The sequence below is a fragment of the Butyrivibrio sp. NC3005 genome (assembly GCF_000424545.1).
In the GTDB taxonomy this organism is placed as follows: domain Bacteria; phylum Bacillota; class Clostridia; order Lachnospirales; family Lachnospiraceae; genus Butyrivibrio.
Genome location: NZ_AUKC01000007.1, coordinates 43572 through 69080, shown reverse-complemented (window position 1 = coordinate 69080; position 25509 = coordinate 43572). Strand labels below are relative to the sequence as shown.

The 25509-nt window shown below is 37.1% G+C and carries 19 protein-coding genes; all 19 read right to left on the bottom strand.

Going from position 1 to position 25509, the window contains the following annotated elements:
- Positions 1 to 8 precede the first annotated feature (8 nt).
- Positions 9 to 1253 carry a UDP-galactopyranose mutase gene (glf, locus tag G634_RS0103360; RefSeq protein WP_026504103.1) on the bottom strand — a complete coding sequence of 415 codons (1245 nt, stop codon included), beginning with the start codon at positions 1251 to 1253 and terminating at the stop codon, positions 9 to 11.
- 167 nt (positions 1254 to 1420) lie between these two features.
- Entirely contained in the window at positions 1421 to 1636 is a 216-nt protein-coding gene (csrA, locus tag G634_RS0103355) for a carbon storage regulator CsrA (RefSeq protein ID WP_026504102.1), read from the bottom strand.
- Between the two features lie 211 nt (positions 1637 to 1847).
- On the bottom strand, positions 1848 to 2315 hold the full coding sequence (fliW, locus tag G634_RS0103350; RefSeq protein WP_026504101.1) for a flagellar assembly protein FliW: 468 nt from the start codon (positions 2313 to 2315) through the stop codon (positions 1848 to 1850).
- A 579-nt stretch (positions 2316 to 2894) separates the two neighbouring features.
- Positions 2895 to 5024, bottom strand: a complete 2130-nt coding sequence (locus tag G634_RS20120; protein WP_051233654.1) for a flagellin N-terminal helical domain-containing protein — start codon at positions 5022 to 5024, stop codon at positions 2895 to 2897.
- 27 nt (positions 5025 to 5051) lie between these two features.
- Positions 5052 to 6914: a flagellar hook-associated protein FlgK gene (gene flgK / locus G634_RS0103340; protein ID WP_026504100.1), complete on the bottom strand. Its 1863-nt coding sequence runs from the start codon at positions 6912 to 6914 to the stop codon at positions 5052 to 5054.
- A gap of 14 nt (positions 6915 to 6928) precedes the next feature.
- On the bottom strand, positions 6929 to 8590 hold the full coding sequence (gene flgK / locus G634_RS0103335) for a flagellar hook-associated protein FlgK (protein WP_026504099.1): 1662 nt from the start codon (positions 8588 to 8590) through the stop codon (positions 6929 to 6931).
- A gap of 103 nt (positions 8591 to 8693) precedes the next feature.
- Positions 8694 to 9212, bottom strand: coding sequence for a flagellar protein FlgN (locus tag G634_RS0103330; protein ID WP_026504098.1), 519 nt, complete (start codon positions 9210 to 9212; stop codon positions 8694 to 8696).
- A 45-nt stretch (positions 9213 to 9257) separates the two neighbouring features.
- Positions 9258 to 9521: a flagellar biosynthesis anti-sigma factor FlgM gene (gene flgM, locus G634_RS0103325; RefSeq protein WP_026504097.1), complete on the bottom strand. Its 264-nt coding sequence runs from the start codon at positions 9519 to 9521 to the stop codon at positions 9258 to 9260.
- Between the two features lie 403 nt (positions 9522 to 9924).
- Positions 9925 to 10884, bottom strand: a complete 960-nt coding sequence (locus G634_RS20115; protein WP_051233653.1) for a GGDEF domain-containing protein — start codon at positions 10882 to 10884, stop codon at positions 9925 to 9927.
- Positions 10885 to 11171: 287 nt separating this feature from the next.
- On the bottom strand, positions 11172 to 12578 hold the full coding sequence (locus G634_RS0103315; RefSeq protein ID WP_026504096.1) for a uracil-xanthine permease family protein: 1407 nt from the start codon (positions 12576 to 12578) through the stop codon (positions 11172 to 11174).
- Between the two features lie 289 nt (positions 12579 to 12867).
- Positions 12868 to 13602 (bottom strand): pyruvate formate-lyase-activating protein, encoded by a 735-nt coding sequence (pflA, locus tag G634_RS0103305; protein WP_035798723.1) that lies wholly within the window; start codon positions 13600 to 13602, stop codon positions 12868 to 12870.
- A gap of 172 nt (positions 13603 to 13774) precedes the next feature.
- Positions 13775 to 16039 (bottom strand): formate C-acetyltransferase, encoded by a 2265-nt coding sequence (pflB, locus tag G634_RS0103300; protein ID WP_026504094.1) that lies wholly within the window; start codon positions 16037 to 16039, stop codon positions 13775 to 13777.
- A gap of 275 nt (positions 16040 to 16314) precedes the next feature.
- Positions 16315 to 16983 (bottom strand): Crp/Fnr family transcriptional regulator, encoded by a 669-nt coding sequence (locus tag G634_RS17810; protein WP_051233652.1) that lies wholly within the window; start codon positions 16981 to 16983, stop codon positions 16315 to 16317.
- 44 nt (positions 16984 to 17027) lie between these two features.
- Entirely contained in the window at positions 17028 to 18746 is a 1719-nt protein-coding gene (locus G634_RS20110; RefSeq protein WP_051233651.1) for a methyl-accepting chemotaxis protein, read from the bottom strand.
- A 115-nt stretch (positions 18747 to 18861) separates the two neighbouring features.
- Complete coding sequence (locus tag G634_RS0103285; RefSeq protein WP_026504093.1) at positions 18862 to 20367, bottom strand: phosphoglucomutase; 1506 nt, start codon at positions 20365 to 20367, stop codon at positions 18862 to 18864.
- A 224-nt stretch (positions 20368 to 20591) separates the two neighbouring features.
- Complete coding sequence (locus tag G634_RS0103280; RefSeq protein WP_026504092.1) at positions 20592 to 22229, bottom strand: hypothetical protein; 1638 nt, start codon at positions 22227 to 22229, stop codon at positions 20592 to 20594.
- A gap of 208 nt (positions 22230 to 22437) precedes the next feature.
- Entirely contained in the window at positions 22438 to 23451 is a 1014-nt protein-coding gene (locus G634_RS0103275; protein ID WP_026504091.1) for a hypothetical protein, read from the bottom strand.
- Positions 23452 to 23457: 6 nt separating this feature from the next.
- Entirely contained in the window at positions 23458 to 24753 is a 1296-nt protein-coding gene (locus tag G634_RS0103270) for an ABC transporter permease (RefSeq protein ID WP_026504090.1), read from the bottom strand.
- Positions 24746 to 25378: an ABC transporter ATP-binding protein gene (locus G634_RS0103265; RefSeq protein WP_026504089.1), complete on the bottom strand. Its 633-nt coding sequence runs from the start codon at positions 25376 to 25378 to the stop codon at positions 24746 to 24748. Before G634_RS0103265 ends, G634_RS0103270 begins: the two co-directional genes overlap by 8 nt.
- Positions 25379 to 25509: the final 131 nt, after the last annotated feature.

The window sequence follows — 25509 nt, the reverse complement described above, 5'->3', positions numbered from 1 at the left end:
TTCTAATCTTATCTTCCAATCTCAGCTTTAGCAGCATCAAGTGCGCTTCTTACTACCTGATCCATATTGAAATACTTATACTGACCAAGACGTCCACCAAAAATCACCTGAGGCCATTCTTTGGACATATCCTTGTACTTCTCAAATAAAGCATTGTTCTTTTCATCATTCATTGGATAGTAAGGTTCATCACCCTTCTTCCATGTAGCAGGATATTCCTTGGTAATGATAGTACCTTTGCCCTTACCAAACTCAAAGTGCTTGTGCTCAATAATACGAGTATAGGGAACTTCTCTTTCTGTATAGTTGACAACAGCATTTCCCTGATAATTATCCACTTCCGGAAGATACTCAGTTTCAAAGGAAAGTGAACGATACTCTAACATACCATACTTATAACCAAAGAACTCGTCAATCATACCTGTATAAACAACCTTGTCAAAAGTATCGCCATCTACAGAAACGAAAGGCATTCCAGGCTTTTTCTGCTTCTGATCAACGAAGGTAAAATAATCTGTGTTAAGCTTAACAGTAATATTACTAAAAGCCTGAATACCACAAATCTGGCTGCTCATGTCATTCAAAAGACCAAGAAGTCTCTCGCACATAGCGGTGTATCCACCCTTGGGAATTCCCTGATGAGGATCGTTAAAATAGTTATTATCATATACAAAGCGGAAAGGCAGACGTTTAATGATAAATGCAGGAAGTTCACTGCATGGTCTTCCCCACTGTTTCTCTGTATAACCTTTTACAAGCTTTTCAAAAATATCTTTTCCAGCAAGAGATAACCCCTGCTCTTCAAGATTCTCTGCCTTGAAATTCTGAATATCATATTCAGCAGGGTTGCTAACACCTCTTTTTTTCAAAATTTCAACAACTGCTTCTCTACTCTGACGTCCAATAATAGCCTGAGCTTCCTCAGGAGTTCTTATTCCCCACATTCTAGAAAATGTGTTCATGTTAAAAGGAAGATTATAAAGCTCATCCTTATAAACAGCCATTGGAGAATTTACATAATGATTGAATTTAGCAAACTTCTTCACATAACTCCACACTTCACTATCAGATGTATGGAAAATGTGCGCGCCATAAGCATGTACCTGAATTCCATTTTCATCTTTGGTATAGATATTACCTGCTATCTGGTTTCTCTTATCTATTACCAGACATTTCTTGCCGGCCTTAGCCATTTCATGTGCAAAAACGCATCCAAAAAGACCAGCTCCCACAACTAGATAATCATACTTCATAATACTCCTCCCTCAATCCATTGAAAAAATGCTTAAAAAATATTTATGAAACTACTTACATTTTTAGGCATACCACTCCCATTAAAATCATAAGAGTCTTACTTTGCTACGCAAAAAGACTGTCACCCTATTTCAGGCAACAGTCCTAAAACTATTCAAAATACTGTTTATGCCAGCTTATTCAATTCATCCAAGTTCGCAACATCTGTTGCCTGCTTGTTCTCTGCCTGAATCTGAGCATAAACTTCTTGACGATAAATCGGAATCTCTTTTGGTGCAGCAATTCCAAGCTTTACCTGATCTCCGCGAATCTCCAACACCGTCACTTCTATATTGTTATTGATGATAATTGCTTCATTTTTCTTTCTTGATAATGCTAACATCGACGTCCCTCCGTGACAAAACTTTTCCCGAGAATATCCCAGTTATGCTTTATATTAACACGTTAATACGATTATTGCAATATTAATCACAAAATTTAATAGCACTTATCCATAATCGTATTACCGTTTGCCCGTCTATCAATTCTTGCAATAACGAATTTGCATGACAGCTAATTACTGAAGATATTCAGGATTCTGAGGGTTATTACTTTTATGACATTACAGTATTCTGCTCTTTCATCTTCTTCAAAATATCGTATATAGGATACTTTACCTGATATTCATCACTATCTAAAATAACCTGAACACCGACTCTTGTATCAGCATTAATCAAGAATGGTCCCTTGAGATTAACAGTCATTTTTGTAAGATCATGAGGCACTGTAACTGTAACCAGCACTAACGTGTTATTCTCATCAATCGGTTTAATATCTTCCAATACATCATCGTTAACTTCGGGGCTATAGTTTTCACGAACATGCAGAGGATCCATAACCGGCATAGCAAACGCCGGCTCATCTATAGACTGAAGCCATTGGATATTCCGTGTTCCCTTTTCCTCGTCATACATAAGAGCAAAGCGCTTCAAATCTGGAAAACCTATAATACCCTTAGGAAAACTTAAAATCTTGTCATCACTTATTTCAGTCTCTCCAAATATTTTTGTTAAAAGCTTCATATAGTTCCTCCATTTGACGCATATTTTAATGATTAAGTATTCCAATTCCCATCATTTTATATGTCGGAATAATTTTATTTTTTCATAATAAGAAAACAACAAAATTTAAACTCTTTTTTGCAAAAAACACATATTCTACACCTCAAAAATCCATAATCTATGACTTCTTGCTGAGATTTAGGATAATCATCAGCAAGAATCCTGCTTCACAGGACAAAATTTGTCTTAACGACAAATTTTGGTCTAGTACGGTTATTGATTTTCCTGATGAAAACAATAACCTATAGGTTATTGTTTCTTAACATATGATAGATGAGTTTTGCTGGCTTGTAATATTTCATGAGCAGAACTGTTTATAAACGTTGGTCTGGGGTTTAAAGGCATAAATAATGCCTTTAAATCTGCCTACGGCAGACGACATAATTTAAAAGTGTTTAAATTATGCCGCATTTACTTATGCGCTGTTTTTTAGCGCATTACGTACCACTACGTTTATAATCAAGCGAAAGCGTGTCTGCGACGAAATATACAAACAGTAAAACGGACTATATAGAAACAATAACCTATATTTTTTTAGCATCAAATGTAATCCATAAGTGAATTCTGTAATATCTTTCCGGTAGCCATTAAAGAAGCCTGATACTGAAGTTTTGCCATATTAAGATCGGTTGCTGCCTCTGCCAAATCGGTATCTTCATTGTTACTCTGAAGCTCTTTAAATGTTGTAAGTTGATTCGTTAGTCTTGTTGAAATCATGTCAAGTCTGCTAGATCTGGTTCCATTTTCAGAAACCGCTACATTTGCCTTATCAAGCGCTCTTTGGAAAGAAGTAATCTTGGAGCCGCACATATCTTTCAAATCCCTGATAAGGTAATCCTTAGCCTTTGCTGCAGCATCATATTCTTTCTGGGCACTTTCTCTATCCGTATCGTTTGTTGCACTGTCAACTGCTGCCTTCAGATTTCCAAGAACTGCTGTCACATCTGATAACTTATTAATAACACGCTTCAAATCTTCAACGTCTCTTGCAACATTTGTAGTAAATACTTCGTCTGCTGTAGTATTGACTTCAATAGTCTGGCCATATCCAACATCATATTCCATAATATGATCTGAAATACCACCATTGAATACCACAGGCGCCTTTCCATCCCAATTAGTGCATTTCATGAGATTTTCAGGTCTTGTATCTCCTGATTTCCATGCTGTTTTACTGTACACAACATCGATTGTTTTGGCATTATGAACATCAGTAAGTGCCGTCAAAGTAGTTTTCAACTCATTGTTCATAAGCACTTCGCCTGTAACTGCATTTAAATAACAAGTACTTGTTCCATCTGCAAGTTCTCTGTAAATGTTATCAAGTTCATCCTCTGTAGTTGCAACAGTTATTACACCATCTGGAACTAATGTATGCTCTATATATGAACTGTTTATACTACCATTTGTCGAAAGATTGACTACACTTGTCATAAACGGATCTGACGCGTTTCCTGATCCAGTTACAGGTGATTCTAGATGGAAAGTTCCGTCAGTATTAACTGTGATAGTATACAAATCGCCTGCGCTTCCATCTGATCTTGTACTTGGAATTTCAACTGTATACGGTGAATCACTTGCTTCTGTTAAAGGAACTTTAATTGTTACAGTATAAGGATCAGATGCATCTGTCTTGAAAGTAACTGTTGACAACGCTGTTTTAGAAATGTTACAAACAACATCTTTAACTTCATCCGTTCCATTTTGAGCTTTCATAACTCCATCAGAATCTATTGTAAGATCATAGATATTAGTAGCACCACCATCATTACTTCCTGTAATTCTGAAAGTTCCATCAGTATCAACCTGAGCATTGTATTTTATATCAGTAGGATTGCCCTGCTCGTCATACTCAGTTACCGTAACAGTGTTACCTATTTCATCATATCTGTCTCCTGTTGAGAGATTAACTCTATGTGTAGTTCCTGAAGAATCCTTAAACGAAATCTGTAACGATTTGCTGACATCTGCTTTGGTAAGCTCAGCCGTAGCATCAACTGCCAATGGCTTTCTATACTGAATTCGAACCGAATCTGTATCAGTATCTGCAAGATCTTCATAAGAAAGTCTTACTCTTCCAACCTCTACATCCTCAATATCACTTTCTATAAAAACATCACTATCACCTGCAGCAAGTTTATGAGCATTTACTATCCTTTTAGAAACATCAACATCCCTAGCGTTAAATTCATCATGTATATTCTTATATTGAAGGGTAGCTGCATCCTTAAATGTTAGTGGATTACCTGTCCTATAGCCTGTAAAAATATATCTTCCTGCATAATCTTCATTACCTGTTGCGTAATACTCTCTTGAAAGAGCATCAAGCTCAGTAATCATAGTCTTAAAATCCGGAAGTTCCTTATATGTATTAGCTGCTTTATTTGCTTCCGAAATCATTGCAGTAAGAACATCTGTAACAGTTCCAAGTGCATCTTCTGTAACTTTAAGCCATGAAGCAGCATCTTCTGCATTTTTCTTACTATACTGAGTAAGCTGACTAACATTACTTCGAAGTCTCAGTGCACGAATAGCTATAACCGGATCATCCGAAGCCCTATTTATCTTCTTACCTGTAGCAATCTGAGTATTGATAGTATCTTCAGAAACCTTGTTATTATTAATGTTATAAATCGAATTATTGTGCATAATCTTATTCGTTATTCGCATATTACTACCTCTTTTTGCGGCTTTATGTTAAACGCCTGTTTGCAGAATCAACCTGTCATACATTTCCTGCAATACATTAACAACCTTTGCACTAAGCGCATAAGCATTTTGGTACTTAACAAGGTTAGCAGCTTCTTCATCTGAATCAACTCCGTAGATTGAAAGCCTCTGATTGTCAATAGTGGACTGCAATGCTGTATATGTTTTTTCCATAACTCTGCAGTTGCTGGAATTAAGCGCTGCATCACTTAAGACTTTATCCAAAAATTCTCCCGAAGTTGCTCCTCTGAAAAGCTCTGTCTTACTTATCATGTCATTTAATTTTCTAAGGCATCTTCCTTCATCCTGACCTTCTGAAATATCAACCTTTGTTGCAAGCAATGCTGCATTTGAAGAAATCAAATCATTTACTGAAAAGTTTTCAGCATTTACAAAATAATAACCTTTATTAGTAATAGACAATTCCTCAAAAGTATACTGCGCAGGATCATTGCCAGCCTTAACCGTTCTGTTACCAGTCAAAAAATATATGCCAGCCTCTCCATCGGATGTAAATCCGGAAGTTACCACTTGGTTAACTTTATCAGAGAAATTTCTAACCCATTCATTCATCTGCATCATATAATACGGGATTCCCTGATAGTCTATACCAGCTCCAATTTTAACCGTATCACCTCTTGCTAAAACTCTGGAAAAATCAAAGAACTCATTTGCGTGATTCTTTTCAGGAAGAACAAAAGTATAAGAATCTTTTCCATCATATTCCCAGCTCTCATACTCATATGTTCTTGTTCCTATCGTAATCTGACCACCACCTGGAAGATTACACTGTGACATGTTTTTTAAATAGTCATCAGATACCCTAACCTTAAGAGTTCTGTTCTCCATATCCCACTCGGTGCTGGTACCAGAAAAATACTGTCTGTTATTACCATCACGCATGTGGATAAGTCCTTGCATTTTGCCACCGATATTAGCATTATACAAGTCGAAATCTCCAAGATAAAATCCTGTCTCTTCGGTAAAATCACTTCTAACCCATTTGATATCAAAAAGGCCATTTATATCAGTTTGATTAACTGTCTCTTTTCCATCCCTTGCGATACATTTTAATTGTCTGTAATCATATGCATCTACAAGCGTCTGACCACCTGCTATCCAAACCTGGAACCTTGATGCACCTGTTTCTCTATTGGGGTCATTCTCGTCCATAATAGGAATTTCTTTCGTTTTTACAGACACATAACCCGAAAGCTTATCTACAAGACCATCTCTCCTGTCTCTAAGTTCATTTGCCTTAGGTCCAGTCATTTCTACGACATTTATCTGCTCATTAAGCTGGGCTATTTCTTCTGCGATAGAGTTAATAGCATCAGCTATTGTCTTTATTTCAGCATTCACATCACTTTGCATATTTTTAAAACTAGTACTCATTTCATTGAAATAGTCTGCTATCTTTTCAACAGCAGCAACAAATGTATGTTTTGTAGTTGTTACGCTAGGAGCTGTCATTGCAGACTGAAGATTTGCCTGTACTTTTCCAAAAAGAGAATTAAATCCCGTAGTACCGTCATCTTTAAAATACTGCTCAATAAGTGAGTTATAATAATTCTTCTTAGCATAATTGCCAAGAAGCGCTTCATTAGTGCGATATCTGTCATCATAAAAAGCATCTCTTATTCTTTCTATCGCGATAGTATCAACACCCGCACCGGCACATCCATAAGTTGTAAACACTCTAAGTGCATTACTTGCCTGCTGTTTAACTTCCTGTCTTGAATAATCCTTCGTTTCAACATTTGAAATATTATTGGCTGTTGTATTAACTGCAGCATTAGCTGCTCTAAGACCAGATGCTGCAATGTTTAATCCAAAAAATTGAGAGGGCATAACTAAACCTCCTATCAGCGTCCAAGAGTATTAATAATGTGTTCAAGCATTTCACTGACAACATTTATAAAGCGGCTTGACGCATTATATGCATTCTGGAACTGAATCATAAACTCAAGTTCCTCATCACTCGAAACGCCCACAATCTGTTCTCTAGCTGCAGAAATAGTATCAACAGTAATCTGCTGGTTATCTGAAATCGACTTGTCAACCGATGCTGTATTAGCAACCTGCCCTACCAGCGCATCATAGTAGTTAATCAAATTAATCTTTGTAGTAACATTAGGATTTAAAGTATATTTTTCCTGAGAAAAAGCCTGTTTAAGAGCTGTTGCTGCTGCCTTATCCGCTTCGTTGTCTATTGTTACAAAAGAGAATATTGATGGATTCCTCAAAAGATGATCATTCATCTTTGAATTCAAAACCGTATATTTACTGTAAATAGTTCCAGCTTCCTTGTCATTTATTGCATAATCAAGTGTATCTATATCATCCTCTAGCGCAAACATAAGATATTTGTGAGGATCATCATTATAATCTGTTCCATTTAATCTTGCGATTGTGGCAGGATTACTTGCTGCATTCAACATTACATCGTTTATTGCTGTTACTACATTGTTAAAGAGCTGGTCAAATTCCGCCTCAACGTTCATCATTACTGACTGCGACACCATAGTGTTGTAATAAGTATCATCAGAATCTGCTATATCATGATAAGTTGCATGGTGATCACCTCTTGCAAGAAGAGTAGATCTTAGAATACCAACATCTGTATTAAGTCCCGTTGTAACAGGCAGTGTCAAATCCATAATATGTGCACCGCTAATATCAAGCTTTTCCACGCCTACAAGGTCATAATATTTTTTTGCTTCAAATTCCCAATATGGTGTATAGTACCCGCAACCTGTTTCCTCTGTATCAAGTCCTAGATGATGAACATTATCGCTTGTTACAAACTGGGTTCCTTCAAATTGAACTGTTACAATTCCAAGATGATCTTCTTCATATGTTATATTTCCAAATTCACCCAGTCTATCCAAAAGAGAATTTCTAGTATCTCTTAAATCATTTGCATGCTCTACTCCGCCAGCTTCAATACTCACAATCTTTTTATTGAGTTCATCAATCTGGTCGCCGATTTTATTCATCTCTTTTACTATCTTAGCGATATTGTCATTGAGATTATCCTGATAGGAAACAAGACCTCTGTAAACAGATTTTGCACATTCAACAAATTCTGAACTTCTCTGAACGAAAGAATTTTGCGTAACTGCGCTTGTAGGATCTTTAGAAAATTCCTGAACACTTACCCACAGGTTATTCAAAGCTTCTGCGAATTCAGCTCCATTTATTTCCTGAAGCTGGTCTTCAATTTCATTTAAAGCCTTATAGCTTATCTGATAAAATTGTTCTCTACCATTTTCCAGTCTGTAGGATGCGTCTAAAAAAGCACTGCGCACCTGTTTACACTTTGTATAAGCAACACCAAGACCAATCTGCGAATCTGCTATTGCCGGAGTTTGTGATATTGTATTGTATATTCTAGTACCCTGCGAAACCTGTTGTCTTGTATATCCTTCAGTTCCTATATTCGCAAGGTTATGTGCAGTTGTATTAAGAGCATTTTGTGAAGTCTGCAATCCGCTTACTCCAACATATAAATTCGACATCAGCATAGGCTATCACTCCTTGTCATATAATGCTTTTGCTATAAAAAAAGCAGACACATCCTTGGTCTGCTTTGGAATAATCGAGCATACCTTCGAGCTAGTGAGTTTATCACTGTCTTGCATCGAATCTGCCGATATTTACTCCGATCACATCGCCTGATGTATCTGCTGATCTGTTATAATTTGCCGTTTCGGGAGCACTGCCTGTTGATTCCAGGATGTTCATTTCGAACTGCACCATCTCCAGTGAACCCTGCAGGAGTTCCTGATTTTGGCTGTTTACCAGTCTAACATGGTCTGCGATAGATTTTAGTTCATCGCGCACCCTGGCAAGCTGCTGTTGCTCCGACGGTCGTTTATCCAGCATACGAACCAAATCGGTCAGTTTCAATGTCTTGACATCCATGTTCAAAACGTTTGCAATATCAACCATAGAAGAAACTCTTGTTTTTTCAAGTTTTTGTATATCTCCTACTATCAACTGCTCCTCATCCGTGATTTCTGAAAGTCTTTTAAGATCGCCGGAAACTATAACCGGCGTCTTCTGGCTCGATAATCCCAAAAGCTGTTTATAAGCTACTACTTCCTGATTAAGAACTTCTATAAGATCTTGCATCAGACTTGCCATGGATTATCTCCTTTTTATATTCCAGCCGATTTGCTCTGCCGCTCTTTAAAGCTTTGAAAGCAGCTTATCGGCAAACTTATCGTTATCAATATCGTAAGTTCCGTTTTGTACCTTTTCACGCAGTCTTGCTACTACATCTTCTCTAATGTCCGGAGCATTTGCCACCGCCTGTTTAGCAACTTGAATGTCCTTTCCAATTGATGACATCTGAAAACCATCTACCTTTGAGATTTTTTCTGATGCACCTACATGCTTTTTAGATGATGCGTTATAAATCTGCTGAACCTGGTTATAAGCTTCAATACGCATACTGCTTCTCCTTTCTAGGGAGTTCTTGGACCTTGTGTTTTTACTCCATTTGTAAAAACCGCTAGTATATCGGCTTCCTTGTCAGATATACCCTTATGCCTTGTTACTTCCCTCGATACTTCATTCGGTTCCTAGTCACGAGAGACTCTATCCTTAGCTAGTAACTTTTCTTTTCACTATCATTATCGGTCGAACCCCAAATAACTTTAGTCTTCTCCACCCTTTTTTCCGATGTCTTCCACACTTTTGTGAAATCCTCACATTATGGTGCTGGAAACCAAATGTGTTTATCGGAAAAACTTACAACAAACATATCTTTTTTCTAAATAAACTACCTTTTAAATAATAATTTCTTAACATTCCTGTACTTTGATTTTCCCTGCAGTAATAATCAAAGTAGTAATTACCCATATTGTAGTGTCTTTTTCCCCTCCTTCCAAATACGCTTTTTTTCATAAAGCTGCTTATCTGCTCTGCGCATCAGTTTTCTTACAGATCGATTGTGCTGCTCATTTCTCGCCCACCCAATAGAAATACTAAGTGTATATGGTTTTTCCAAACGATGATTCTCGACTGCCAGCATCATATTAATACAATCCATCAAATGCTTAACAACATCATCATTGTAAGTTTCCATGATAATCAAAAACTCATCTCCTCCATATCTTGCAAGGAACGGATGACCGGCTACTCCCCCGCAGGCTCTCTTTAAACACTGCGCGACACATGTAAGGGCAAAATCCCCTTCCACATGCCCATAAGTATCATTGATAGATTTGAAATCATTCATATCCATCATAATAAGACATACTCTGCCACGAAGCGGAGTACTAAGCTTATACCACAGATAACCCTGAAACTCGTTTCGGTTATTAAGCCGTGTTAAAGGATCAAGCGAAATCAGTTCATTCTGATTGTCACTATAAAGCCACAAGAGATATAGTAATAAACACGCATAGGAAAACGTCTGAGTTTTTTCTGCAAAAAGGGTAAAAATAAGCAAAACTTCTGGCACAAAGATAAAAATTTGCTCCATGACCTCCCGAAATTTCCTACCCCTTATAGGAAGTTGAACAGTAATAAAGCTGTATGCATAAGCGCTAAGCGCAATGAGAACCAAAGCAAAAGAAATAAAATATAAAGCCTTACTAATAACTGCAACTCTACTCCATAGTGTGCTTATCTGCATTCTTGCAATATGCCACAGCATATTCATTCCAACAACCGGTAGTGCCAAAATAACGACCGAGAAAAAAAATCTCGCTTTATTCTTTCCACTATGGTTACGACGGATATTATATAAGATCATGGATAACAGTCCCGCGCCAAATAAACGAAAAATTAGAAAATTAACCTGCTCCATAGCCGGTACCTCTTTTTATACATTACTGTTAGCATTCATGTTAACAGCAACTTTATTTCATTTACTAGCAACACAACTACCCAATCTTTATATATATCGGTGAAGGCTTTAGAAAACTTTACACTTTTTTGTAAAAATAATTAACAAAAAATGCACCCTTTGATTATGATAATTTACCAAAAGAAAAGTGTTATATAATTACAAACACCTATTATCAGTAAATATAATAACCAAAGAAGTGCAATTTGTAAACGATATTTTGTTACAATATATTTAAAAATCGAATTTTATTCCATAACCTCTTCAACAGGTTTTCCCTGCGCCATTTCAAGGTCAACACCTGTTTCATTTGGAGATTCCTCCTCGAACTTATAGTCTTTTCCAGGAAGTATTGCATTGAGCAAAATACCCACAAAAGAACCAGTTGCAAGTCCCGAGAAAGATACATTACAAAATGAAAGTGGAAGGCATCCAGCACTAGAATAACTAATACCAATTGTAAGAACCATAATCATAGCTGCAACTAAAACGTTTCTACTCTTGGAAAAATCGACCTTAGTCTCAACAAGGTTTCTAATACCTACTGCTGAAATCATTCCATAAAGTACCAATGATATTCCTCCGATTGTTCCGTTTGGCATAGTTTCTATAACAGCTGCAAACTTAGGACAGAAGCTAAGAAGTCCAGCAAACACAGCCGCAAGTCTTATGACCTTTGGATCATATACTTTTGTAAGTGTAAGAACACCTGTATTCTCACCGTATGTAGTATTTGCAGGAGCACCAAAAACAGATGCCAGTGCAGTTGCAAGACCATCACCACATAAAGTTCTGTGGAGACCAGGATTTTTAATATAGTTTTTTCCAACTGTAGATGAAATAGCTGAAATATCACCGATATGCTCCATCATAGTCGCAAACGCGATAGGAACAATTGTGATTACAGATGTAATAAGAAGACCAGAATCAAATCCTCCAGTAAAAAGAGAGAATACAGTTCTGTCATAATGAATAGGAAGTCCAATCCATGACGCATTTGCAACAGAACTAAAATCTATCATTTCAATTCCTGACAAATCCATTACTGCTGCTACAATATAAGAACCAACTACCCCCAAAAGAATAGGAATAATTCTAACCATTCCTTTTCCGAATATGTTACAACAAATAACAATTACAATAGCTACAAGAGCTGGAATCCAGTTCCAATTATCTGAACAATTATTAATAGCAGATGGGGCAAGATTAAGACCAATGGAAATAATAATAGGACCAGTTACAACTGGTGGAAAATACTTCATGACATGTCCAGCACCGAAAGTGCGAAACAAAATAGCAAGAACAAGATAAAGAAGACCAGCGACAGCAACACCAAAACAAGCATATCTAAGCTTATCAGCATCAGGTGTGTTATTTATCACCGGAGCAATTGCTGCATAACCTCCAAGAAAAGCAAATGATGAACCTAAAAAAGCGGGAACTTTTCTACCGGTAATAAAATGAAATAATAAAGTTCCTACACCTGCAAAAAACAATGTCGTGGAAACATCAAGACCTGTAATAATAGGAACAAGGACAGTAGCCCCGAACATCGCGAACATGTGCTGTAATCCAAGCACTAACATTTTGGGAGTTCCCAGAACAGACGCATCATAAATCGCCTCTTCGCCAACTCTCATTTTCTTCTTACTCATTTTTTCCTCCTAACACTCTTCTACCCACATTCTCGTTATAAAAAATGTTACTTTCTTCTTTTACCAAGCATTTTTGTAACAAAAACATCTCATCTCTTCTAACGATAAAAAAGTGAACAAAAAACTAAACGTGGGTACCAAATACTTCACGTCAAAAAATATCTATATCATTATATACAATTTGAATACTTAGTCAATAACAAAATGACACTTTTGTCGAATTTTTTTATAAAAAAGCTTCCATAGATAAAGTTTAATACTTTCTCTATGGAAGCTAAAAATATAACTATTATTTTTGTCCTCGCAAAATCTGCTCAGCATTTTCAACACGTTCTTTGCTAGGTGATTTAGTATCTTCAAGAGTATATGGTATACCAAGTTCCTTGAACTTATAAACACCAAGATTATGATAAGGAAGCACTTCAATTCTATCAACATTTGAAAGAGTTTCAATGAACTTTCTTGTTCTTCTTAAATACTCATCATCATCTGTAATTCCAGGAACAAGCACATGACGAATCCAGATTGGCTTTCCTATATCAGATAAGTAATGCATGCAGTCAAGAATATTCTCATTATCCTGACCTGTAAGAAGTTTATGCTGTTCCTTATCAATATGCTTTATATCAAACAGCAATAAATCAGTCAACTTCATCAACTGCTCGAACTTAGAGAAGAATGGCTCCTGCCTTGTAAAAGGCTGTCCTGCTGTGTCGATACAAGTATTAATACCTCTTTCTTTTGCCTTAGTGAACAACTCTAACAAGAAATCAATCTGCAAAAGTGCTTCACCACCACTAACTGTGATTCCGCCCTCTTTGCCCCAATATGGCTTATATCTTTCTGCTCTGTCCAAGAGTTCGTCTGCTTCCATAAACTGTGTATCCTCGCGCTCTAAAGCCCAAGTGTCCGCATTATGACAGTATCTGCAGCGCATATTGCATCCCTGCAAAAAAATAATAAAACGAATTCCCGGTCCATCAACAGAGCCAAAAGTTTCGATAGAATGAACTGCACCTTTCATAATAATAAATCTCCTTCTACTAAAAATAAAACAAAAAGAGGAACCAATTGCAGAATAACCCCTGCAACCGGCCCCTCTTCTACAAAAATCTTATTAACTTAACATCAGCTAATACATTCACTTACAAAATGTCACAAGCACTGCTTACAACACTTCATAACAGTCCCTAAAATTAGAGGCTCTCGTGGCATGTACGAGCGATAACGTCGAGCTGCTGCTCCTTAGTAAGGTTGATGAACTTAACAGCATATCCGGATACACGGATAGTGAAGTTAGCATACTCAGGCTTTTCTGGATGCTCCATAGCATCAACAAGCTTCTCCTTACCAAATACGTTTACGTTAAGGTGGTGAGCACCCTGCTCGAAGTAACCATCCATAACGCTAACAAGCTTCTCAGCTCTCTCGTTGTCATCATGACCAAGTGCGTTAGGGTTCATTGTCTGAGTATTGGAAATACCATCCAAAGACCACTCATAAGGAACCTTAGCAACAGAGTTAAGTGATGCAAGAAGACCATTCTGCTCAGCGCCATAAGATGGTGAAGCTCCTGGAGCGAATGAAGCATATGCTGCACGTCCGTCTGGAGTAGCACCTGTTGCCTTACCATATACTACGTTAGAAGTAATTGTAAGGATAGATGTTGTAGGCTCAGAGTTACGGTATGTGTGATGCTTTCTGATCTTTGTCATGAATGTCTTGAGAAGCTCAACACCAATCTGGTCAGCTCTGTCATCATCATTACCATACTTAGGGAAGTCACCCTCTACCTTATAGTCGATTGCAAGACCGTTCTCATCACGAACTGTCTTAACCTTAGCGTACTTAATAGCAGACAAGGAATCGATAACGTGAGAGAATCCAGCGATACCTGTAGCGAATGTACGACGTACATCTGTATCGATAAGAGCCATCTCAGCTGCTTCGTAGTAGTACTTGTCATGCATGTACTGGATAAGGTTCAAAATATTTACATACAAATCAGCAAGCCAATCAAGCATGATGTCATACTTGTGCATTACTTCATCGTAATCAAGATATTCAGATGTGATAGGTGCAATTTCAGGTCCAACCTGCATATTCTTGCCAGCCTTATCCTTGAACTTTTCATCTACACCACCATTGATAGCGTAAAGAAGAGCCTTAGCAAGGTTAGCACGAGCACCGAAGAACTGCATTTCCTTACCTGTCTGAGTAGCTGATACACAGCAGCAGATGCTGTAATCATCGCCCCAGATAGGACGCATAACATCATCGTTCTCATACTGGATAGAAGATGTTGTTACAGAGATGTGTGCAGCATACTTACGGAAGTTCATAGGAAGTCTCTTAGAGTACAGAACTGTAAGGTTTGGCTCTGGAGCAGGTCCCATGTTCTCAAGTGTATGAAGGAAACGGTAGTCGTTCTTTGTTACCATGTGACGGCCGTCACCACCAAGTCCACCAACTTCAAGTGTAGCCCAAACTGGGTCACCAGAGAAGAGGTTGTTGTATGAAGGAATACGAGCAAACTTAACCATACGAAGCTTCATTGTGAAGTGATCGATAAGTTCCTGTGCCTGTTCCTCTGTAAGAGTTCCCTCTTCAAGATCTCTGTTGATATAGATATCAAGGAATGTAGATACACGACCTACAGACATAGCAGCACCGTTCTGAGTCTTGATAGCTGCAAGATATCCGAAGTATAACCACTGAACAGCTTCCTTAGCATTCTTAGCAGGAGCAGAAATGTCGAATCCATAGATCTTAGCCATTTCCTTCATGCCCTTAAGAGCCTTAATCTGATCAGCAAGCTCTTCTCTCTGACGGATTGTATCATCATACATCTCGTTATCGCCGCAGTTGTCAAGATCATACTGCTTCTTAGCGATGAGGTAATCAATACCGTAAAGAGCTACTCTTCTGTAGTCGCCTACGATACGTCCACGACCATATGTATCAGGAAGACCTGTTACGATGTGGCAGTGACGAGCAACCTTCATTTCCTTTGTATAAGCATCAAATACAGCCTGGTTGTGTGTCTTATGATACTCTGTGAAGATCTTGTGGAACTTCTCATTTACCTTATATCCATAAGTCTCAGCAGCTTCTTCAGCCATCTTGATTCCGCCGTAAGGCATGAATGCTCTCTTAAGAGGCTTATCTGTCTGAAGACCTACAATCTGCTCGAGATCCTTTGTCTTCTCATCAATATATCCTGGGCCATAAGCAGTAAGACTTGTAACAACTTCTGTCTCGCACTCAAGAACACCGTTGTGCTCACGTTCCTGCTTCTGCAAAACCTGTAACTGACCCCAAAGTGTATCAGTTGCCTGTGTTGGTCCTGCAAGGAAGGACTCATCTCCATCATATTGTGTGTAGTTATTCTGGATGAAATCACGTACATTTACGTCTGTCAGCCAGTGAGTTCCTTTGAACCCTCTCCATTCTTCTCTCATGGCATAACTCCTTATAATATAAAATCCACGCATTTTATGCGTTTGTTAATCTTTTGACAGAAATACAATAGCAAATAACGCTTTTTTCAACCTTGATTGAAATCAATTTTAACTTTATTTCAAAAATTTTGTTAATTTATGATATTTTTCAAATAGTACGCAAACTTTTTTTGTTGAAAATCACAACAGATTATAGAGAATAATTTTCACCAAAGCATCAACATCAGTAAACAGGCTTTTTCAGTTTTGCAAAAATATACAAAAAAACGGCTGCCTTAGCAGCAGCCATCATTTTCATAAATTGATTTCAGTTTTTCTCTATTTAATATTTTAAGCTTGCCATGACCTGTTCTTTCAACAGCCTGCAAAGCTTCCAATTCCTTTAGTTTTCTACTGACTGTTTCCGCCCTAAGACTCATACTCGCAGCTATATCTTCCAGCTTCAATGACACATTCATATCATGACTTCTATCTACATTATAGAGTAAAAATCCCGCCAGTCTTGCAATAGGATTCTTAGTAGACAATAGCATATTTCGTTCATTGGCATCATGAAGTTTTCTGCTAAGAAGCATTATGATGTTCATAGCCGCTGTTGGATCATCGACTATACGTATGAAATCATTTTTGTGTATCTTATAAACCGTAGCTGACGAGAGCGTAACCGCAGAATATGGATACACACTTCCATCTAGAAACATGCTCTCCCATATTGTATCATTATCTGACAAAATCATGATGATATTCTCGCGTCCAAGCGCATCAAATCTTGTCAGTTTAACTCGTCCTTTTCTTATAACGCAGATTGAATCTACTAATTCCCCTTCTCTAAAAAGATAACTATCCTTCTGATATGTAATATGCTCTGAATGCTTTATAAGCTTCTTCTGCACTTCTTCAGGAAGATTCTCCAAAAGAGGAATATTCCATGTATTATTCTTCAAAAATCTTCCCCCAAAATCATTTAATAATAAAATCTCATTCACTTTTATGACTGCAGTTTAAATCTTTCAATAAGCTCATTAAGCCCTTCTGACTGCTCTGACAAATTCCTTGAAACTTCATTTGATTCCTGAGCCGTATCTGAGTTACTCGATACAACCCCTGATATCTGATCTATACCTTCACTTATCTGTTCCATGCTGATAACCTGATCTGCTGCCATCTGTCCAGACTCAAGCATCTTACTAGATGCATTGTTGACTGATTCTACCACCTTCTCAAGGGCAGCTTTTGTTTCGTCAACAACTTCATTCCCGTTTCGTATTTCGTCAAGAGTATCACTAATAAGCTGATGTGTGTTTTTTGCAGCCTCTGAAGACTGATTTGCAAGAAGACTGATTTCTTCTGCAACTACAGCAAAACCTTTTCCGGCATCTCCAGCTCTGGCTGCTTCAATTGAAGCATTGAGCGAAAGAAGCTGTGTTTGTTTTGCAATTGATTCAATTGTATTTGTAACAAGTTCAATTTCATGAGAGGCTTCAGTAATACGAGTCATAGCATCTGTCACAAGTTTCATCTTCCTTGCCGATGTGTCAACATCATCTTTTACCATCTGAGTCATCTCATTACTCTCATTTGCTGATTCAGAAACATTTTTACTTTGTTCCATAACTGTCGAGATATTAGCTGTAAGTTGATCAATTGCAGCCACCTGATCTGATACACCATCAGCAAGAGCCTGTGCACCATCCGACATCTTCGATGCACTCTCTGCAACTTTCTCACTCGAATCTCTAACCTGATGCATTGTATTTGATAAATGCTTTGAAATATCATTAAGCGCGTCTTTTATCTGCGAATAGTCTTCAACATATAATTCAGGGTGCTCTGTTCCTACCGAAAAATCCCCCTCAGCCATTCTACCGAGAGAAGCTCTTATATCCGCCACGATCTTGCCTATACTTTCCACCGTTCCCTGCAAATCATTTGCAAGTTCTCCCAGTTCATCATCTGAAGAATAATCAACCGAAATATTCATTTTACCTGATGCCATGTCATGTGCAGCATTGCTTACCGCATTAACTGGTCGCAAAATGGATTTTACAAGATTTTTTCTTGCGTTATGAATATATGTTACAGCTGTTATTATCGTAAAAACAGCTATCGTAAATGATATAATCGTAAAAACCATTGATATAATATAAGCTGATTTTGCGCTGCTTGCAAGATCAGATGAAATGGTCTTTAAATCTGATGCCAGATCATTTATATGAGGATACAGTGTCTCGTTGAAAAAAGTAAATACTTCATCATTCTCATTTTCATCCTGCAACATACTGTCAAGTTTGCTGCAATCATTTTGAATAGTCTTAATATGTGATGCAAAAGAGCTGATTATTTCTTTATTACTATAGAGATCTTCAAGCTGCTTTTCATACTCGGAATAGCCGGCCATGTTTTTTTCAACCGCTTCTATTTCGCTTTTTCTCATTTCTTTAGTATTAGCAGAAATTGCCCATAAAATATGCTTTGACAAAGCCTGTATATCAATACGTATCTCACCCTGAAGATTATCTGCTGTCAGGTATCTCAAATACGTTCTTTTCAGCCCAAAAAAGGAAACACTAAGTGCCACAGTCAAAAACACCGCAACAAGTGCCGCCCTTACAATCATATTGTTGAAAAGAACATTTACCTTTTTTTCAACCTTCATATCGTTTAATTCAGACTGATCGATAGTAAATATATTTCGAAGCAACTTCATTTCAATAACCCTCCTAAATATTGAAGAAGAAAACTTAGTACTATGCTGCCTTTTGGCAAGCCAAAAAGCAGCATTGCAATCTCAATTTATTTATCGGAGGTATTATTGGTATTTTTTAGTCATTACAAAAATCATTAAGAGGTGTAAGATCAAGTGTTGATTCTTTGCCAAGAAACTCCTTTAACTTTCTGGCAATAACAAGGCATCCTCCCTCGGAATCACTCTCTATGTTAAGAGGCATAATCGGCTCGTGAAGCGACTTTCTTAAAAGAAGCCATCCATCTCCGTTTTCCTTGTCACAGTTAACTCTTACTCCTTCAAAGTTATCTTTCTCAAGTGACCAACCATTTGTCCTTTCTACAAACGAAACAAGACCATCAAGAATTCTGTCACCGTTTTTCTGCAATTCTTCACCTGCATCAAGATTAACCTTGAATCTCAACTCATTACTTTCTTTTGGCTCTTCAAGATCAGCTATCATTTCTTCAAGTCCCTGACCTTTTCCCATTTCGATAAGGAGCTTAACCATAAGATAAGCACCATCATCCAAGAAGAAATTCTCTTTAAATGCACCATGACCGCTAGTCTCAATTGCAAGCTGACTATCTATTCCCTCATTATTAAGTCGAATGGATTCATCAATAACATTACGGTAGCCTCTTTTAAATCTTCTATGAACACCACCATGAGCCTTGATAAATTTAGCAAGTCCGCTTGATGTTACAGAATCAGTTACAATTGTAGTACCCGGATGCTCTTGTAACGCAATTCTAGACAATACTGCAATAAGGTCATTTCTTGTCAAAGTCTTTCCGCTTGGCAGAACAGCACCAGCTCTGTCAACATCTGTATCGAATATAATTCCAAGATCAGCCTTGTTAGCAATTGTTGCATTCTTAATAGACTCAGCTGCCTCTTTATTTTCAGGATTAGGAATATGATTAGGAAAATGTCCGTCAGGCTCTAAAAACTGACTTCCTGTTACATCTGCTCCTAGTGGCTTTAATACATTCTCAACATAGAATCCACCAGCACCGTTTCCAGCATCAACAATTATTTTCAATCCCTCAAGAGGACGCTCACTTTTTCCAACTCCATTGCAAATCTTATCCCTAAGATATTTTGAATAATCCTCCATGAAGTTTACCTTATTCAATCCTATTTTAGAAAAAGAGATTTCTTTTTTGGCTACATCATCAGCCTTCTTAGTAAGTTCGGCTATCTGAGCCTTCTCCAAGCCTCCCTTTGGAGTAAAGAACTTCATTCCATTTCTATAGTATGGCAGGTGGCTTGCGGTAATCATGACACTTCCGTCATAATCCGCAAGAACTGTAGACATGAACATCGCAGGTGTGGAAGCAATTCCAAAATCATCACACAAAACTCCAGCTGCAGCAATTCCCTGTGCCGCACTTTCGAGTAAAGCCTGTCCTGTAAGTCTGCTATCTCTTCCAAGAGCTATTTTCAAATCTTTCTTACCAGACTGTTCTATAAGCCATATAGCGAAGGCATATCCCAAATCTCTTGCTGCCTCGTTTGTAAGATTAACTTCTGCACCAGTTTCATTTTCCATGGCAATTCCACGAATATCACTGCCATTTTGAAGCAAAGCATAACTCATTTCTAACTATCCTCCCACAAGATTATTATTTTTTAGACTTTTTTATCATATCACAAAAAGAGGTATATTACCCTAAAAAGAATAATATACCTCTTTTATATCATTGAAATATTACTGCTTATTCGTCTTCGATAATGTGCCTTATTCTAACTGTAAATAAGAAACATTAACAGCACTTACAAAAGATTATCTGAATTCTTTTGATAAAATATATCAGATATTTATCAACCACCATAGTAGCTCTGAATCTTCTGAACTAATTCCTGAAGTTCTTCAGAAGAAGCATTTCCAAGATCAAGTCCACCCTTGCTTGAAAGCTTGTTGATATCAGCACCCTTCTTAATAGAGAACTTAAGTGTGATTCCATCATACTTTGTTCCAGAAAAAGTCATATCATTGAACTCAGCTTCAAGACTGTCATCACCACTCTTAAGAGTACCGGCAATCTTGTTGTAATCGTAGCTTCCAGCTTCACCAGTTTCCAATGAGAACTCACCAGTCTTTGTGTTCCATTCATATGAAGATGTAAGCTGACCTTCCTGATATGTCTTAGAAGTTCTTACTCCATCAACTGTCTGCCCTTCAACTTTGTAAACTTCTTCTTCCTGACCATCTTTGATAGTCTTAACTACAAGGTTCTGAGAAGCATACTCGCCACCCTGGAAAAGAATCTGAACCTGCTCAGCATCTTCACCTTCACCGTTTGCAAAAATGATAGCTGCAAGATCCTTGCCATTTACATAGTAAGAAACATCTACTGTACTGTTGCTCTCGCCTTCAGAGTCTTCAGAGTCTGAATCATCAAGTTCAGCGCTAAACTCATCTGCAAGCTTATCAAGAGCCTGATCCCATGAAGTTCCATAGATATTCTCTGCAAGAGACATAAGCTCTTCGTTATCAGAAAGTGCTTCTTTGTAATCATTGAACATGTTTTTTATTGTGTCCTTGCTTACAACTGCTGTATAACCTTTGCACTTTTCTTCTTTGCCGCTGATTGTGAATTCTTTAGCTTCTGCTTTCTTGAAATCAAGTTCCTTTGCAGCTTTCTTTGTTCCTTCCTTGAAATCCTCAATAATAGAATCATAGTTGGACAAAGTCTTAAGAACTGCATCAATCTGCTCATACTTTACTTCTCCGCTTGTGCTAAGAAGTGTTGCAAGATCACCGTTCTTCTCGTCAACGTAGTTGTAGAAAATATTCTGATCAAGAACATCAGGCATGGAAACGATGAGTTCCTTATCGTTAAGGTATGAAGCTACATCAAACTTATATGCAGCTGCATTAGCCTTAACTGCAAGAGAAGATTCTTTCTTTCCCTTTGCATAAGTAACATCAACGCTTACAGGCATTCCTTGGAAATTTCCTTCAAGAGTAACATTAGCAGTAATGTTATCAGAATTCTTTGCAATAAACTCTGTCTCTGGAGTAGTAGTAGCCTTGTTGATAGTAGTCTCTATCGCATTTGTAAGAATCTTATCAGGAGCACCTGAGCTTGCCAAAGCATTGAAACCAAATACACCAGCAGTAGCTACTGCAACTGCAGCAACACCAACTCCTGCAATCTTACCGGCATTGCTCTTCTTAGGAGCCTGATTGTTCATAGCATAACCATATGCCTGATTCTGTGGTGCACCCTGCATAATAGGCTGACCTGTTCTAGGATCAAACTTTGGTCCCTGCTGCATATTCATATTCTGCGCATTCTGCATGATTGGCTGACCTGTAACAGGATCAAATCTTGGCCCCTGGTTCTGCATATTCATGTTCTGCGCATTCTGCATAATAGGCTGGCCTGTAGTTGGATCAAACTTTGGAGTCTGATTATCATCAATTGGCTTACCTGTCTGTGGATCAAATCTCATAATTATCCCCTTTCTGTACACTCAAAAAAGTGAACATAAAACTCTTGTTTTCAATTATAATACAATGAAAATCTTGAAAAAAATTTCAAACGGTTCTTGTTGAACGTTTTTTCATACACTTCAACTGAACACGTGTGCTATTTTATCGTATATTTCTGATCATTGCAACCTTATAATTGTGCATTCGTCAAATTAAAGATGCTATTTATCACGCAAACCACACAACAAACATCGCTGATGAAATCAGCAAAAAAGTAGGCATTACTGCATAAAAAGCCGATACTTTTTTTATGATATTAATAGTCAAAAAACAAATCATAAAATTAATTGAAGTCCATGATAATTCTTCAATAATGCTTTGAATAACAAACTGCCCATCTCCAAAATACACTCTTAAAAACAGCCCTGTGACCAGAAATGGAATAATACCTGCAAATATCATGATAAATTCAAAAATATAGCTTTCTTTTTTAGTAAGTCCATTTATAAAACCTTTTACCTCACTAGAGTAGCGCTCTGCTCCAAGAAAGAATATGTACGCAGCTATGCATATAAAAATCGTAAATCTAACCAGAGAATCATGTCCTGCTTCGAACCCATTAACAAAACTTTCTGTCTCGTTACCATTCCTGTCAATTTTCTTATATGTAGTACTTAGAACTTCATCACTTACAAGAAGATTTCTGTATCTGTCCTGAATGCCTTTTATAACAGTTTCTTTGTCTTCACCATCTTCAAATAATTCTTCATAATTCTGCCTTAGAAGAACTTCTCCATACATCGAAAAAAAGCACGAAGAGACAGTTTCTCTTGCAACCGTTCCCTTTACTGTATAATTTGATGAAACATATATTATTGCCTTGGATAGTTTTCCTTTTTCTATTTTCTTATCCAATTCTTTATCAAAAATAAATCCGCACTCTGCTTTTCCTCTTATAACTTCCTGTTCGAGTTCTTTTCTAGATGAAATTTCCTTAAAATTAAAAACGCTTTCTTTATTTTTGGCCATTTCAATTAATCGTTTTGATAATATGTTTGCAAAGCTATTATCAACCTTGTTTTCTACGAATATTAAAACATTTCTTCTTGTTGCATCAGGAAGTGTAAGAGAAAAACTTGCCCATGTGCACAACACCATAAGTAGACACATTATCCACAACAATGGTTTTTTTAGCTCTTTTTTTAGAAGCAGAATAAACCATACAAATCTGCGTTTATTCATATCTTTTCAATCCTTTCTTCTCTGATACAAACTTAGAAACTGCCTTAATATTAGAATAATCACCATTGCAAAAATAAAAAAAGACAGTTTTAGTGCAAGTTCCATACCATTTTCAAGTTTCTTTTCCCACAAAATGGCTACTGCACTCCTCCAGTAACCAAATGGCAACAAAGTACTGATACTGTCTAAAGCCTTTGGCAAAAAGGCACTTGGAAAAATACTTCCTCCACACAAAATCATATAAAAAACACTCTGAATAAGTATCATCACATTTGTCCAAACATTTCCTGAAATTGAGAGTATTGTATGAAAAAACACAGCTATAGAAACGCTCATAATGATCCAAATACCCCATTTTGCCGGATTTTTAAGATACATTACAGTGTCTTTTTCATCTAAAGCCTTCTCTAGAATATCAGTTTCCACAGGAAAATCACCTTTTCCCATACATTTAATAAGTGCATCCATTCCAAATGAAAAAAGTAAAAACAAAATTAATACGATAACAGAAATCACAAATACTCTAATTGCAGCTATCTTAATTTCTCCAAGACCATAGAGTTTTAGCTTTTTGGCTATTACTTTGTTTTGCTCATTATAAAGTCCTGAAAAAATGATTCCAAGAAATGAAATCAAAATACAAATTGCAATGCTGGCATAGTAAATCTGAATTGAGGTATTACCAAAAGCTGTAATCTTATTCCGTTTATACATAGTTTCAAGGCTTATAGCCTTTTGCAAATAAAGCTGTGTTAAAAAATTTTCCATTTGGTAACGTTCTACTATCATAGGCTTTACAAAGGAACATTCTGTAACTGAGTAAATAGCGGATTCTCCGGTTTTAATAAGTGATACTCCATCATCAATGAGCTCATGAAAAACATCAACATTTAGAATTGATTCTTCTGGAATAAGTACTATCGCAGGAGTATTTATTCCTGTCATCACATCGTTAACAAATGTATCTCCTATGATAATCGCCGCGTCAAGACTTCCGTCTCTTATTTTCTCATAAGCTTCTTCCTGTCCTAAATACGATATTTTAGCAATTTTTGAAGTACTCTCTCTGTTTTCAATCATAGATGTCATAAGTTTCAGACTTCTTGACTGATTATCAGGAGGAAGTACAACTCCTACATGTATCTTTGCATAGTTTTCTGCTGATTTTGCTGCGAAAGTTACTCCTATAAAAGCCACCACTACAAGAAACATTAATACCAAAAAAGCCAAAAAAGAATGCAATAAAATCACAAATGATCTTTTGAATTCCAGATATAAAAACTGCAAAGTATGTTTATTCATTATCATCCCTCAATAAAGTCAGTACTCCGTTTTCCATCACATATACCTTGCTGCTTTCTTCAATTTCAAGTTCATCATGAGTTGCCATTATTATAATTCCGTTATTTTCTCTAAACGTCTTGCAAAACTCTCTGATTTCCTGCTTAAAATATATATCAAGCGCCGCAGTAGGTTCATCCATTATAAGAATAGGGGGCCTGAGAACCAGTGAACACGCAATCGCAGTTCTTCTTTTCATTCCACCAGAAAGAGTTGCTACTTTCTTATTAAGCATGTCTTCTAAAGCAAATTCATCTACAAGCCACTTTTCCGGCTTTCCAAATCTGCCACTCCACATATTTATATTATCTTTTACACTCAGTTCATCTATCAATGGATTTTCCTGTGGAAGATACCCCACAAAATCTCTGAAAACTTTATTATTCTTTAACGCATTCTGTGAAAAAATGCTGATTTCTCCTTTTAATGGCTTCTCAATCCCTGCTAAAACCTGTAAAAGTGTCGATTTGCCGCATCCGTTTCTTCCTATTATTGCGACCTGTTCTTTAGGCTTTGCTGTTAAGCTTACATCTTTTAATACTTGTCTTTTTCCATAAGACCTTGCTATATTCTTTACTTCAATCATTTTTCTTTTCTTTCTATATTTATTAAAAAATAGTTGTTAAATTTTATAACAAACATTATAATATACAAATGACTGGTCACCTCACAAGCCAGTCACAAAACAACTCGCTAGTTGTTTATATTTTGCAAAAT

Coding starts and splice junctions, on each gene's coding strand:
- flgM (WP_026504097.1), bottom strand. CDS start 9,521: ATGCGTATTGAAGCTTATAACCAGGTTCAGCAGATTTATAACGCATCA.
- glf (WP_026504103.1), bottom strand. CDS start 1,253: ATGAAGTATGATTATCTAGTTGTGGGAGCTGGTCTTTTTGGATGCGTT.
- G634_RS0103315 (WP_026504096.1), bottom strand. CDS start 12,578: ATGAGTAAGAAGAAAATGAGAGTTGGCGAAGAGGCGATTTATGATGCG.
- G634_RS20115 (WP_051233653.1), bottom strand. CDS start 10,884: ATGGAGCAGGTTAATTTTCTAATTTTTCGTTTATTTGGCGCGGGACTG.
- G634_RS20120 (WP_051233654.1), bottom strand. CDS start 5,024: ATGCGAATAACGAATAAGATTATGCACAATAATTCGATTTATAACATT.
- flgK (WP_026504099.1), bottom strand. CDS start 8,590: ATGCTGATGTCGAATTTATATGTTGGAGTAAGCGGATTGCAGACTTCA.
- fliW (WP_026504101.1), bottom strand. CDS start 2,315: ATGAAGCTTTTAACAAAAATATTTGGAGAGACTGAAATAAGTGATGAC.
- G634_RS0103265 (WP_026504089.1), bottom strand. CDS start 25,378: ATGATTGAAGTAAAGAATATAGCAAGGTCTTATGGAAAAAGACAAGTA.
- G634_RS20110 (WP_051233651.1), bottom strand. CDS start 18,746: ATGAAGTTGCTTCGAAATATATTTACTATCGATCAGTCTGAATTAAAC.
- pflB (WP_026504094.1), bottom strand. CDS start 16,039: ATGAGAGAAGAATGGAGAGGGTTCAAAGGAACTCACTGGCTGACAGAC.
- flgK (WP_026504100.1), bottom strand. CDS start 6,914: ATGCCCTCTCAATTTTTTGGATTAAACATTGCAGCATCTGGTCTTAGA.
- G634_RS0103280 (WP_026504092.1), bottom strand. CDS start 22,229: ATGAGATTTGATCCACAGACAGGTAAGCCAATTGATGATAATCAGACT.
- pflA (WP_035798723.1), bottom strand. CDS start 13,602: ATGAAAGGTGCAGTTCATTCTATCGAAACTTTTGGCTCTGTTGATGGA.
- G634_RS0103330 (WP_026504098.1), bottom strand. CDS start 9,212: ATGGCAAGTCTGATGCAAGATCTTATAGAAGTTCTTAATCAGGAAGTA.
- csrA (WP_026504102.1), bottom strand. CDS start 1,636: ATGTTAGCATTATCAAGAAAGAAAAATGAAGCAATTATCATCAATAAC.
- G634_RS0103275 (WP_026504091.1), bottom strand. CDS start 23,451: ATGAATAAACGCAGATTTGTATGGTTTATTCTGCTTCTAAAAAAAGAG.
- G634_RS0103285 (WP_026504093.1), bottom strand. CDS start 20,367: ATGAGTTATGCTTTGCTTCAAAATGGCAGTGATATTCGTGGAATTGCC.
- G634_RS0103270 (WP_026504090.1), bottom strand. CDS start 24,753: ATGAATAAACATACTTTGCAGTTTTTATATCTGGAATTCAAAAGATCA.